General features: G+C 68.8%; 5 protein-coding genes, 1 tRNA gene and 1 rRNA gene. 1 reads left to right on the forward strand and 6 read right to left on the reverse strand.

Features of this window, described 5'->3' with window-relative positions:
• Positions 1-178 precede the first annotated feature (178 nt).
• The 3 genes from ABZO29_RS13630 to ABZO29_RS13640 form a co-directional block, all read right to left on the reverse strand.
• Positions 179-2,887, reverse strand: a complete 2,709-nt coding sequence (locus ABZO29_RS13630; protein ID WP_367320453.1) for a DNA translocase FtsK — start codon at positions 2,885-2,887, stop codon at positions 179-181.
• A 144-nt stretch (positions 2,888-3,031) separates the two neighbouring features.
• The gene (locus ABZO29_RS13635; protein WP_367320454.1) at positions 3,032-3,721 is read right to left on the reverse strand and encodes a two-component system response regulator; all 690 of its coding nucleotides are present in this window, start codon (positions 3,719-3,721) and stop codon (positions 3,032-3,034) included.
• A gap of 318 nt (positions 3,722-4,039) precedes the next feature.
• Complete coding sequence (locus ABZO29_RS13640; protein ID WP_367320455.1) at positions 4,040-9,517, reverse strand: HAMP domain-containing protein; 5,478 nt, start codon at positions 9,515-9,517, stop codon at positions 4,040-4,042.
• A 378-nt stretch (positions 9,518-9,895) separates the two neighbouring features.
• Between ABZO29_RS13640 and ABZO29_RS13645 the strand changes: the two genes are divergently transcribed.
• On the forward strand, positions 9,896-12,640 hold the full coding sequence (locus ABZO29_RS13645; protein ID WP_367320456.1) for a SpoIIE family protein phosphatase: 2,745 nt from the start codon (positions 9,896-9,898) through the stop codon (positions 12,638-12,640).
• A gap of 47 nt (positions 12,641-12,687) precedes the next feature.
• Here the strand turns inward: ABZO29_RS13645 and ABZO29_RS13650 are convergent.
• The 3 genes from ABZO29_RS13650 to rrf form a co-directional block, all read right to left on the reverse strand.
• Positions 12,688-12,763, reverse strand: a tRNA-Thr gene (locus ABZO29_RS13650).
• Between the two features lie 75 nt (positions 12,764-12,838).
• Positions 12,839-13,501 (reverse strand): DegT/DnrJ/EryC1/StrS family aminotransferase, encoded by a 663-nt coding sequence (locus tag ABZO29_RS13655; RefSeq protein WP_367326129.1) that lies wholly within the window; start codon positions 13,499-13,501, stop codon positions 12,839-12,841.
• Between the two features lie 114 nt (positions 13,502-13,615).
• Positions 13,616-13,732: ribosomal RNA gene (gene rrf / locus ABZO29_RS13660) — 5S ribosomal RNA — on the reverse strand.
• Between the last annotated feature and the right edge of the window lie 24 nt (positions 13,733-13,756).

Genomic DNA, 13,756 nt, shown 5'->3' on the forward strand with positions numbered 1-13,756 from the left:
TTTGTACGCCATCGGAATGGCCGGTCATGCCGATGGTGGGGTGCAAGCTTGTCGCTTCCCTCAACTTGACGTACGCCGAAGGGAAACGGTTGCTCAATGATCGCTCACGAGTGAGTCACGATCGAACATCACCCGGATTGCGCACCCGCCCGCGAGACGACCTCGACGTCCCGTTTCCCTACCCTTCAGACTCCCCGCGGATCACGGCGAGTACGCCGTCCAACTCATCGGGTTTCACAAGAACGTCACGGGCCTTGGACCCCTCGCTCGGCCCGACGACGCCCCGGGACTCCATCAGGTCCATGAGCCGGCCGGCCTTCGCGAAGCCGACGCGCAGCTTACGCTGGAGCATCGAGGTGGACCCGAACTGCGTGGAGACGACCAGCTCGGCCGCCTGGCACAGCAGGTCGAGGTCGTCGCCGATGTCCTCGTCGATCTCCTTCTTCTGCTTGGTCCCCACGACGACGTCGTCCCGGAAGACGGGTGCCATCTGGTCCTTGCAGTGCTGGACGATCGCCGCGACCTCGTCCTCGGTCACGAAGGCACCCTGCATACGGGTCGGCTTGTTGGCCCCCATCGGCAGGAACAGCCCGTCGCCCTTGCCGATCAGCTTCTCGGCGCCCGGCTGGTCGAGGATGACGCGCGAGTCCGCGAGCGAAGACGTGGCGAACGCGAGCCGCGACGGCACGTTCGCCTTGATGAGGCCGGTGACGACGTCGACGGACGGCCGCTGCGTGGCGAGCACCAGGTGGATGCCGGCCGCGCGCGCGAGCTGCGTGATGCGCACGATCGCGTCCTCGACGTCGCGCGGCGCGACCATCATGAGGTCGGCGAGCTCGTCGACGATCACCAGCAGGTACGGGTAGGGCTGAAGCTCGCGCTCACTGCCCTCGGGCAGCTTGACCTTGCCGTTGCGGATGGCCTCGTTGAAGTCGTCGATGTGCCGGAATCCGTACGCCGCGAGGTCGTCGTATCGGAGATCCATCTCGCGTACGACCCACTGCAGCGCCTCGGCGGCCCGCTTCGGGTTGGTGATGATCGGCGTGATCAGGTGCGGGATGCCCTCGTACGCCGTCAGCTCGACGCGCTTGGGGTCGACGAGGACCATGCGGACGTCCTCGGGAGTCGCCCGGACCATGACCGACGTGATCAGGCAGTTGATGCAGGACGACTTACCGGAACCGGTGGCTCCGGCGACCAGTACGTGCGGCATCTTCGCGAGGTTGGCCATGACGTAGCCGCCCTCGACGTCCTTGCCGAGCGCGACCAGCATCGGGTGGTCGTCCTCGGCCGCGTCCGCGAGGCGGAGTACGTCACCGAGGTTGACCATCTCCCGGTCGGTGTTCGGGATCTCGATGCCGACCGCCGACTTGCCGGGGATCGGGCTGATGATCCGCACGTCGGGGCTGGCGACGGCATACGCGATGTTCTTGGTGAGCGCGGTGATCCGCTCGACCTTCACGGCGGGGCCGAGCTCGACCTCGTAGCGCGTGACCGTCGGCCCGCGCGTGAAGCCGGTGACGGCGGCGTCGACCTTGAACTCGGAGAAGACGTTCGTCAGCGAGGCGACGACCGCGTCGTTGGCGGCGCTGCGCGCCTTGCCGGGACCCCCGCGCGCGAGGAGGTCGAGCGAGGGCAGCGAGTAGGTGATGTCGCCGGACAGCTGAAGCTGCTCGGCGCGCGGCGGCAGGTCGGACGTCTCGGCGGGCGGCGCCTTGGTGAGGTCGGGGACCTCCGCCTTCAGCTTCTCCTGCTTGGGGCGCGCCGCCGGAACCGGTGTCGGCGTCGGCGCGGTCTCCTCGCGGTCGCCCACGCTCACGCCCTGAGTCAGGTCCGCGACGATCGGCGAGGGCGGCATGCCGTGCAGGACCGCGCCGTCGAGCGCGGCAGCGGCGGCCGCGGCGACGTCCACGGCGTCCATCTGCCGTTCCATGTCGGGCTGCGGCACCGCGGAGCGCCGGGGACGGCCGCGGCGACGCGAGAGGGCCTCCTGCTCCGCACTGTCGGGGTCGAACGCCTGGGGCGCCGACCCCCGTTTGCGGGAGCGCGCGGGCAGTGCCTCGCGCCACTGGTCGTCGTAGCGCTCGTCGTCCTCGGTGTATTCGTCCTGCTCGCGGTCGTGCAGGACACCCAGCTTCACGCCGAGCAGCCGCAGCCGCTGCGGAATGGCGTTGACCGGGGTGGCCGTGACGACCAGCAGACCGAAGATCGTGAGCAGCACGAGCAGCGGTACGGCGAGGACCTCGCCCATGGTGTACGTCAACGGGGTGGCCGCGCCCCAGCCGATGAGGCCGCCGGCGTCCCTTATGGCATGCATGCCGGCGCTGCGGGCGGGCGCTCCGCACGCGATGTGGACCTGGCCGAGCACGCCGATGACGAGCGCGGACAGACCGATCACGATGCGGCCGTTGGCATCGGGCTGCTCGGGATGCCGGATGAGGCGCACGGCGATGACCGCGAGCAGGATCGGCACGAGCAGGTCGAGACGCCCGAACGAGCCGGTCACCAGGATCTCGACGAGATCGCCGACGGGACCCTTCAGATCCGCCCAGGTGCCGGCGGCGACGATCAGCCCGACGCCGAACAGCAGCAGCGCGACACCGTCCTTGCGGTGAGCCGGGTCGAGGTTCTTCGCGCCGTTCCCTATGCCGCGGAACACGGCGCCGACGGCGTGCGCCAGGCCGAGCCAGAGGGCGCGCACCAGCCGGTAGATGCCCCCGGTGGGGCTGGGAGCCGGTTTGGGCACGGGCTTCTTGGCCGCGGCTTTCCTGGCGGGCGCCTTCTTCGCCGGGGCCTTTTTCGCAGCGGCCTTCTTCGCCGGAGCCTTCGCCGGAGCGGCCGCCTTCTTGGCGGGCTGCTTCTTGGCTGCGGAGGGACGTGAGGCCATAGGTGTGAGGTTACCTGTGGAGACGACAGCGGACACGTGTGCCCACAGCTTCACCCGTTCGTGTCGCCCCTGGAAGGGCACGAAACTGACGTGCGCTCATGCCGACCGCCACCTGCCCGTACGCAACTACGGTCGCGGCACGCGTCAGTTCTGCGACGGCACCGAGGGAGCGGTGCCGCCCGTGCCGGGCTCCAGGGCGTCCAGCGCCCTGCGCAGGCCGGTGAGTTTGCGCTCGAGGTGGGCCGCGGTCGCCACTGCGGCCGCGTCCGCGGACTCGTCGTCCAGCTGCTTGGACAGCGCCTCGGCCTGCTCCTCGACGGCCGCGAGCCGCGCCGAGAGCTCGGCGAGCAGCCCGGCCGGCTCCTTGGAGCCGCCGCCGACCGCGGCCTTGCCGCCACCGCCCTCCAACTGCAGCCGCAGCAGCGCCGCCTGCTCCCGCAGCTGGCAGTTCTTCATGTACAGCTCGACGAACACGGAGACCTTCGCCCGCAGCACCCACGGGTCGAACGGCTTGGAGATGTAGTCCACCGCACCCGCCGCGTACCCGCGGAAGGTGTGGTGCGGCCCATGGTTGATGGCGGTGAGGAAGATGATCGGGATGTCCCGGGTCCGCTCGCGCCGCTTGATGTGCGCGGCCGTCTCGAACCCGTCCATGCCCGGCATCTGGACGTCCAGCAGGATGACCGCGAAATCGTCCGTCAGCAGTGCTTTGAGCGCTTCCTCCCCGGACGATGCCCGCACCAGCGTCTGATCGAGCGCCGAGAGGATCGCCTCCAGCGCCAGCAGATTCTCCGGCCGGTCATCGACCAGGAGGATCTTGGCCTTCTGCACCATGGCCCGCCCTCCTCGCCCCGGCAGTGCACCGGGCGCCGCCCCTTGGGACGACTCCCTTGCGCCGCCCGTCCTCGTGCCGGTCATGGTAGCCGCACCCCGCCTGTCGCCACACCCTGTCACCGCGATGTCACTGTGCACGTAGCAGAAACGCGGCGGGGGACCAGAAGGTTCCCCCAATCCCGTACTTCTACACGACTCCGGGCACCCTGAGTCAGCAACTCCACGTGAACGCCGAAGGTTCCCGCCACGTCCGGACGAAGCCTGTACGAGGTCTGTACGAGACCTGTACGAAGCCTCGACCAACTCCACCCGTTCCGGTCACTCCTCCCGCATCCACTGCCGCATCACCGACAGCAGGTGATCCGGATCGACGGGCTTCGTGACGTAGTCGGAGGCGCCCGACTCGATCGCCTTCTCCCGGTCGCCCTTCATCGCCTTCGCCGTCAGCGCGATGATCGGCAGGCCGGAGAACTGCGGCATCCTGCGGATCGCCGTCGTCGTCGCGTACCCGTCCATCTCGGGCATCATGATGTCCATCAGGACGACCGCCACGTCGTCGTGCTGTTCCAGCACCTCGATACCCTCGCGGCCGTTCTCCGCGTACAGCACGGACAGGCCGTGCTGCTCCAGAACACTGGTCAGCGCGAACACGTTGCGGATGTCGTCGTCGACGATGAGCACCTTCTCCCCGCCGAACCGGATCCCGCGGTGCGGCTGCGGCGCGGCCACGTGCTCGGCGGCCGACCACGCCTCCGTCTGGCCGGGCCGCAACTCGCCCGCGGGCACGGCCGCCCTGCGGCGGCGCCTGAACAGTGCGGCGGCGCCGTTCTGCGTCTCCCGGTACGACTTCACCTCGGCCGGCGTCTCGATCTCGACCTCGGACAGCTCCGACAACGCGGCCGACCCGTTCTCCGAGGCCACCAGGTCGCCAGCCTCCAGGGCGGGCACGGTCTGCTGGTAGCCCTGCGGCGGCAGCTCGGTCGGGTGCAGCGGAAGGTACAGCGTGAACGTGGAGCCGCGGCCCGGCTCGCTCTGCGCGTGGATCTCACCGCCGAGCAACTGTGCGATCTCCCGGGAGATGGACAGCCCCAGACCCGTACCGCCGTACTTGCGGCTCGTGGTGCCGTCCGCCTGCTTGAACGCCTCGAAGATGACCCGCATCTTGCTGGCGGCGATCCCGATGCCGGTGTCGGTCACCGAGAACGCGATCAACGGCGCGTCCGGGTCGGTCAGCGAACCGGCCTCCAGCAACTGCTCCCGGATCGCCACCGGCACATCGGCTCCCGAGGGCCGGATGACCAGCTCGACCGACCCCGAGTCGGTGAACTTCACCGCGTTGGACAGCAGGTTGCGCAGCACCTGCAGCAGTCGCTGCTCATCGGTGTGCAGCGTGGCGGGCAGTTCGGGCGACACCCGTACGGACAGGTCGAGGCCCTTCTCGGCGGTCAGCGGCCGGAAGGTGGCCTCCACGTAGTCGACGAGCTGGACGAGCGCGATGCGCGTCGGAGAGACGTCCATCTTGCCCGCCTCGACCTTCGACAGGTCGAGGATGTCGTTGATCAGCTGAAGCAGGTCGGAGCCGGCCCCGTGAATCGTCTCGGCGAACTCGACCTGCTTCGGGGAGAGGTTGCCCTCGGCGTTGTCGGCGAGCAACTTGGCCAGAATCAGCAGCGAGTTGAGCGGCGTACGCAGCTCGTGCGACATGTTGGCCAGGAACTCGCTCTTGTAGCGCATGGAGACCGCGAGCTGTTCGGCGCGCTCCTCCAGGACCTGCCGCGCCTCCTCGATCTCGGTGTTCTTCACCTCGATGTCACGGTTCTGCTGGGCCAGCAGCTCGGCCTTCTCCTCCAGTTCGGCGTTGGACGCCTGCAGGGCCTTCTGCCGCTGCTCCAGCTCGGCCGACCGCTCGCGCAGTTGCTCGGTCAGCTCCTGCGACTGCTTCAGCAGCTGCTCCGTCTTGGTGTTGACGGAGATCGTGTTGACGCTGGTCGCGATCATCTCGGCGATCTGATTGAGGAAGTCCTTCTGAATCTGCGTAAAGGGAGTGAAGGAGGCCAACTCGATGACACCGAGCACCTTGCCCTCGAACAGCACCGGAAGGACGATCACTTGCGCGGGCGGCGCCTCTCCGAGTCCGGAGGAGATCTTCAGATAACCGCTCGGCGCGTTCTCGACGAGGATCGTGCGCTTCTCCTCGGCGGCCGTACCGACCAGCGCCTCACCCGGCCGGAACGACGTGGGCATGGAGCCCATCGAGTAGCCGTACGAGCCCAGCATCCGCAGCTCGTACTGGTCGCCCTGGTCCCCCGCACTGTCGGCGGGCGGCATCGCCAGGAAAAACGCGCCGTGCTGGGCGGCCACCAGGGGCGGCAGTTCGCTCATGATGAGCGAGGCCACGTCCTCCAGGTCGCGCCGCCCCTGCATCAGGGCGGACACGCGCGCGAGGTTGCCCTTGAGCCAGTCCTGCTCCTTGTTGGCGATCGTGGTGTCACGCAGGTTGGCGATCATCTTGTTGATGTAGTCCTGCAGTTCCTGGATCTCGCCGGAGGCGTCGACGTCGATCTTCAGGTTCAGGTCGCCTCGGGTCACCGCGGTGGCCACGCGCGCGATGGCACGCACCTGACGGGTCAGGTTCCCGGCCATCTCGTTCACGGACTCGGTCAGGTCGCGCCAGGTTCCGTCGACGTCACGCACGCGTGCCTGACCGCCGAGCTGACCCTCGGTGCCCACCTCGCGGGCGACTCGGGTGACCTCCTCGGCGAAGGACGACAGCTGGTCGACCATCGTGTTGATGGTCGTCTTCAGCTCGAGGATCTCGCCCCGCGCGTCGATGTCGATCTTCTTCGTCAGGTCACCCTTGGCGATGGCGGTCGTGACCATGGCGATGTTGCGCACCTGGCCGGTCAGGTTGGACGCCATCTGGTTCACGGACTCGGTGAGGTCCTTCCACGTGCCGGCCACGCCCGGCACATGCGCCTGGCCGCCCAGGATGCCGTCAGTGCCCACCTCGCGGGCCACCTTGGTGACCTGGTCGGCGAAGGAACTCAGCGTCTTCACCATCGTGTTGAACGTGTCGGCGAGCTGCGCGACCTCGCCGCGCGCCTCGATCGTCACCGTCCGGGTCAGATCGCCGTTGGCGACCGCCGCCGCGACCTGGGAGATGTTGCGCACCTGGACGGTCAGGTTCTTGGCCATCAGGTTGACGTTGTCGCTGAGGTCCTTCCAGATGCCCACGACACCGGGCACGTGCGCCTGGCCGCCCAGGATGCCCTCGGTGCCCACCTCGCGGGCCACACGGGTCACCTGCTCGGCGAACGACGACAGCTGGTCCACCATCGTGTTCACGGTGGTGACGAGTTCGAGGATCTCGCCCTTGGCGTCGACGGTGATCTTCTTCGACAGGTCGCCCTTGGCGACGGCGGTCGTGACCTCGGCGATGTTGCGGACCTGGATGGTCAGGTTGTTCGCCATGAAGTTCACGGACTGCGTGAGGTCCTTCCAGGTGCCGGAGACACCCTGCACCTCGGCCTGGCCGCCCAGGATGCCCTCCGTGCCCACCTCGCGGGCCACACGCGTGACCTCCTGGGCGAACGACGACAGCTGGTCCACCATCGTGTTGAGGGTGTTCTTCAGCTCCAGGATCTCCCCGCGCGCGTCCACGGTGATCTTCTGCGAGAGGTCACCGCGGGCCACGGCGGTGGCGACCTGCGCGATGTTGCGCACCTGTGCGGTCAGGTTGCCGGCCATGCCGTTCACGGAGTCCGTCAGGTCCCGCCACACACCCGCGACACCGGGCACCTGGGCCTGGCCGCCCAGCCGGCCGTCCGTACCCACCTCGCGCGCGACCCTCGTCACCTGGTCGGCGAAGGCGGAGAGCTGGTCGACCATCGTGTTGATGGTGTTCTTCAGCTCGAGGATCTCCCCGCGCGCGTCGACGTCGATCTTCTGCGAGAGGTCACCCCGGGCGACCGCGGTCGTCACCTGGGCGATCTGCCGCACCTGCGAGGTGAGGTTGCCGGCCATGAAGTTGACGGAGTCGGTGAGTTCCTTCCAGGTGCCCGACACGCCGTCCACGCGGGCCTGACCGCCCAGGCGCCCCTCCGTGCCCACGTCCCGGGCCATCCGGGTCACCTGGTCCGCGAACGACGACAGCTGGTCCACCATCGTGTTCACGGTGTTCTTCAGCTGGAGCATCTCGCCGGACACGTCGACGGTGACCTTCTGCGACAGGTCACCGTTGGCCACCGCCGTCGTCACCTGGGCGATGTTCCTCACCTGTCCGGTGAGATTCCGGAACGCCGTGTTGACGGAGTCGGTGAGGTCCTTCCAGGTACCCGCCGCCCCGGAGACCTGTGCCTGCCCGCCCAGTTCGCCCTCGACGCCGATCTCCCGCGCCACCCGCGTGACCTCGGCGCCGAAGGCGGACAGCTGGTCCACCATCCCGTTGACGGTGTTCTTCAGCTCCAGCATCTCGCCGGCCACGTCGACAGTGACCTTCTGCGACAGGTCACCGCTGGCCACCGCCGTCGTCACGGCGGCGATGTCTCGCACCTGCGTGGTGAGGTTCCGGAAGACGGTGTTGACGGAGTCGGTGAGGTCCTTCCACGTACCCGCCGCACCCGGCACGTTCGCCTGCCCGCCGAGCCGGCCCTCGGAGCCGACCTCGTTGGCCACGCGCGTGACCTCGTCCGCGAAGATCCGCAGCGTCTCGGTCATCTGGTTGATCGTCTCGGCGAGCTGTGCGACCTCGCCGCGCGCAGGCACGGTGACCTTCCGCGACAGATCACCGTTGGCGACCGCGGTCGTGACCTCCGCGATCCCGCGCACCTGGGCCGTGAGGTTGCCGGCCATGGTGTTCACCGAATCGGTGAGTTCCTTCCACACACCGTCCACGCCGGACACCTGCGCCTGGCCGCCGAGGATGCCCTCGGTGCCCACCTCGCGCGCGACCCGGGTCACCTCGGAGGAGAAGGCGGACAGCTGGTCGACCATCGTGTTGACGGTGTTCTTCAGCTCCAGCATCTCGCCGGCCACATGAACCGTGACCTTGCGGGACAGGTCACCCTTGGCGACCGCCGTCGTCACCAGGGCGATGTCCCGCACCTGGGCCGTCAGCCGGTCCGCCATCGTGTTGACGGACTCCGTGAGGTCCTTCCAGGAACCGGACATACCACGCACCTGGGCCTGTCCGCCCAGCTTGCCCTGGGTCCCCACCTCACTGGCCACACGCGTGACCTCGTCGGCGAACGTCGACAACTGATCGACCAGGTTGTTGACCGTCCGGCCGACCTTGAGGAACTCGCCGCGCAGCGGATGCCCGACCCCCTCCGGGGTGTGCGTCCGCAGCTCCATACGCGGCGACAGATCGCCCTCGGCCACCGCGGACAGCACCCGGCCGACCTCGGAGACGGGCCGTACGAGGTCGTCCACGAGAGCATTGGAGTTGTCGATCGCGGCCGCCCAGGAACCCTCGCAGGCGCCTGTTTCCAGCCGTTCCGTGAGTTTGCCGTCACGCCCCACCATGCGCCGCACGCGCGACAACTCACCCGTCAAATGCAGATTGCGGTCGGCCACCTCATTGAAAACCGCAGCAATCTCCGACATCACGCCGTCGCCCGACACCGTGAGCCGCTTTCGGAAGTTTCCGTCGCGCATGGCCACCAGAGCCACCAGCAGCCGGTTCAAGGCGGCCGTGTCCACCACGGTGGTCCCGTTGCGCGGTTTGCGCTGGTTGCTCAGGGACTGTCCGCCTTTCGCGCGCGTCTTCGTGGCCCGCGTCGCTGCGCCAGACTCCACTGTGTCCCTCCCGCAGGGGTCGACCGTTACTGCTGTGCTCGGGTACTTCTGTTCGACTTACCAGTTGCTGCTGTGTATTTCTGCCCGATGTAATCAGGCCACACCTGGGGGCTGCTGCCCGCCGTACACAGAAGACACCCAGCCTGCCCGGACCTTCACAAGAAGCTTGCCCAGTGTTTCACCCTCACCGAACCAGGCCATAACAGTTCGGCAGCTTCGCACATCGTCCGCACACCCTACGGACGGAAACACCGGCGACCGGCATCCGCTCGGACAGGGAAGGTAAGTAACCTTGCATGCGGCTGTCCAGCCGCGCCGGTCCGTCCGGTCTGGGCGGTGGCACGAGAACGAGCGGGCATCGGAGGGGCGGCCGCACACATGACCACCGGACTGATCCCTGGGGGACAGCCCCCGGACCCCCGGCCGACGGGCGCGCGGCCGTACGAGCGGCGCGACCAGGTCGGCCACGGAGCCCTGTACGTCGACAACCGGTCGAGGAGTTCTGTGATCACCGCGCGCGCGGCCGCCAGCTTCGAGCCCGTCGGACGATCGGTCGCGACCGCGCGGTCCTTCGTCCGCGACACCCTCCAGGGCTGGGGCTTCGCCGACATCGTGGACGACGCCGTGGTCCTCACCAGCGAACTGGTGACCAACGCCGTGGTGCACGCGGGCACATCGGCCGACGTCCTGTGCCTGCGCAGCGACGACGGGGTGCGGATCGAGGTGGCCGACCGGTATCCGGAGCGCGAGATCCCGCTGCAGGCCACGGCCGTCAACATGGGCAGCCCCGACCGCGAGGGTGGCCGCGGCCTCCAGCTGTGCGCGGCGATCGCCGGCCGCTGGGGCGTCGAGTACACCCCCACGCACAAGCAGGTCTGGTTCCAACTCGACCTGCCCGAGCGCCCGGTGGGCACCCGCGCCGCCGGGCCGTCCCTCCCCGCCGACCTCCTCCCGCTCGCCGACAGCCGCGTCCGCGTCGCGGTCGTCCAGATCGACCGCACCGGCTCCATCGCGGCCTGGAACGAGGACGCCGAGGAACTCTTCGGCTACCCGGCCGACCAGGTCGTCGGCAAGCCGCTGACCGACCTCGCGGCCTGGCCGCACACACCCGGCACCAGCACAGGCATCGCGGAAGCCCTGCAACTCTCGCGCTGGGAAGGCAGTTACGGCATCCGCGGCGCCGACGGCCGTGTCACCCCGGTGTACGCCTCCCACCTCCGCGTCCGCGACACGGACGGGGAGCCGTCCACGGTCTGTCTCCTCGTCCGCGACCACGAACGGGCCGTCCTGCAGACGCCGATGCGCGTCCCGTCCTCCGACCCGGCCCCTGCCGACGGCCAGAACTCCGATCCCTTCGAGGTGTTCATCGGCTCGCCGGCACCCGACGACCTCGACGGCCTCCTCCAGCGCACGGTCGAACGCGCCCGCGACATGCTCGACGGCGACTCCGCCTTCCTGCTCCTGGCGACCGACGACGAGACGGAGTTGGAGGTCCGCGCCTCCACCGGTCTGCCCTCCGCCCGCCAGCGCTTCGCACGCGTACCGGTCGAGGCGGGCCCCGGCCGCTACGGCTCGGCCCGCATGCCCGCGGTCCACGACGACCTCACGGCCGTCCCCGGCGCCGTCCCCCTGCTGAACGGCACGGGCATGCGGTCGGTGGTCACCGTGCCGCTGAAGGTCGAGGGCCGCCTCACCGGCTCCCTGGGCGTCGCGGCCGAAGGCCCCGGCCGATACTCCAACGAAGAGGCGCTGCGACTCCAGTTCGCGGCGGACCGCATCGCCCTGGCGGTGGAGTCGGCCCGCCTGGGCGAGCTGGAGCGCCTGCGCCGAGGATCGCTCAGCTTCCTGGTGGAGGCCTCGGACCTGCTCGCCGGAACGCTCGACCGCGACCAGACCCTGGCTCTGATGGCCCAGATGACGGTCCCGACCCTCGCCACCTGGTGCGCCGTCTACACGATCGCGGACCAGGCCTCGGAGCCCTACCTGTCGTACGTCCTGCACGAGGACGAGGAACTCATCGACGGCATCAAGTCGTTGCTCTCCAAGATTGCCCCGCCCGACCCGGTGCCCACCCCCGGTGCGCGCGTCTGGCCGGCCCCGTCCGAGGCCGCCCACCAGGCCGCCCTGCGCACCTCCATGCGCAGTCTCGGCCTCGGCGAACCCATGACGGTGAGCTCCGGCATCGGTACGACGCTGGCGACGGCGTCGGCGGTGGGCGGCGAGACAGTCGTCCTGCCGCTGGTGGCCCGCAACCGCGTCATCGGCATGCTGACTCTCGGCAAGCCCACCGACGAACACTTCCGCCAGGAAATCCTGGAACTGGCCGAGGACTTGAGCCGGCGGGCCGCCCTCGCCCTGGACAACGCCCGCCTGTACTCCGAGCGCACGGCCATCAGCCAGTCCCTCCAGCGCAGCCTCCTGCCGCCGGAACTCCCCCAGATCGACGGCGTCGAGGTCGAGGTCATCTACCGCGCGGCGGGCGAGGGCAACGAGGTCGGCGGCGACTTCTACGACCTCTTCCCCATCCGCGACGGCGCGTACGGCTTCGCCATCGGAGACGTCTGCGGCACGGGCCCGAACGCGGCGGCGGTGACGGGCCTGGCCCGCCATGCGCTGAGGCTCCTGGCAAGGGAGGGGCTCAGCGGCCCGGCGGTCCTCGAGCGCCTCAACTCCGCGATCCTCGACGAGGGCGCCCGCAGCCGCTTCCTGACCCTCCTCTACGGCGAGATGCGCCCGCAGGAGGACGGCAGCGCGGAACTGAAGGTGGTCTGCGCAGGCCACCCGCTCCCCCTCCGGCTGCGCCAGGACGGCACGGTGGAGGCGGCAGCCGAACCCCAGCCGCTCCTCGGCGTCATGGAGGACCTCGAGCTGTACGAGCAGACGGTCACCCTCGATCCGGGCGATGTGCTCCTGTGCGTCACGGACGGCGTCACCGAACGCCGTGAAGGCACCCGCATGCTGGGCGACGACGGCCTCGCCGACGTCCTCACGACCTGCACAGGCCTGACGGCGGGTGCGGTCGCGGCCCGCATCATGCGCGCCGTGGAGCGCTTCGCGTCGGATGCCCCGTCGGACGACATGGCGATTCTGGCGATGCGCGTGCCGGGCATCCACAAGGACTGAACGCGGATACGAAGAAGGCCCCGCCCGAATGGGCGGGGCCTTTCTGCTGGAGCCCCCAAACGGAATCGAACCGTTGACCTTCTCCTTACCATGGAGACGCTCTGCCGACTGAGCTATAGGGGCCAGTCACTTTTCGAGGTTTCCCTCGCGGCAACGCAATAGATCATACCCCGAACGGACCCGTGCTCCCAAACCCGTTCAGAAGGCCGGCTGGAGCAATCCGCCCAGCGCGTTGCACGCGGCCACGATCCGCTGCATGTCCCGCTTGGTCAACGCGGCGTCGACCGGCAGCGCCAGCGTCTCGTCGGCCGCCAGCTCGGTCTCCCGCAGCGACACACATCGCCGGAACTCCGGCAGTCGGTGCACGGGAGTCTTCACCGGGACCCGGCAGTCGACCCCTCTGACCCGCACGGCTCGTGCGAACGCGTCCCGGTCGGGCCGCCCGTTCCCCGGCACGCGCACGACGTACTGCTGATAGGTGTGCCCGTCCCCGCCGTCGGGCGTGCGGACCCCCCGCAACTTCCCATCGAGATACGCGGCACGCTCCCTGCGCTGGGCGACCTCGTCGTACGGCGCCTCGGACTCACCCTGCTGCAACACCAGAAGCCCGTGCCGCTGACCGACTCCGTGCAACCGCCCCATGTCGGCCGGTCGGCCGAAGCGATGTACGACAACGACGGCCGCCGTCCGCGGAGTTACGGCCGCCTCGACAGCGGACGGATCAAGGCAGTACGTCACAGGGTCTATGTCGGCGAACACCGGACGCGCACCTGCCAGGGTCACCGCCTCGGCGACTTCCACGTTCCCGAAGGCCGGCACGACGACCTCGTCACCGATGCCCACTCCGGCCGCCCTGAGCATTGCAGCAGTACCCATGCCGTGGATGCTGGATGCGGAACCTGAACTTCAAGTGACGCGGAACAAAAAAGGGTTGGACCCCGAACCGAAGTTCAGGGTCCAACCCTTTGAATGATTGTTCGGCGGTGTCCTACTCTCCCACAGGGTCCCCCCTGCAGTACCATCGGCGCTGTAAGGCTTAGCTTCCGGGTTCGGAATGTAACCGGGCGTTTCCCTCACGCTATGACCACCGAAACACTATGAAGTCCGACCGGACCG

Source organism: Streptomyces sp. HUAS ZL42, from assembly GCF_040782645.1.
In the GTDB taxonomy this organism is placed as follows: Bacteria; Actinomycetota; Actinomycetes; order Streptomycetales; family Streptomycetaceae; genus Streptomyces.

What these genes read in the sequence shown, in the direction of transcription:
- ABZO29_RS13630 (WP_367320453.1), bottom strand. Translation starts at nt 2,887, where the DNA reads ATGGCCTCACGTCCCTCCGCAGCCAAGAAGCAGCCCGCCAAGAAGGCG.
- ABZO29_RS13635 (WP_367320454.1), bottom strand. Translation starts at nt 3,721, where the DNA reads ATGGTGCAGAAGGCCAAGATCCTCCTGGTCGATGACCGGCCGGAGAAT.
- ABZO29_RS13645 (WP_367320456.1), top strand. Translation starts at nt 9,896, where the DNA reads ATGACCACCGGACTGATCCCTGGGGGACAGCCCCCGGACCCCCGGCCG.
- ABZO29_RS13655 (WP_367326129.1), bottom strand. Translation starts at nt 13,501, where the DNA reads ATGCTCAGGGCGGCCGGAGTGGGCATCGGTGACGAGGTCGTCGTGCCG.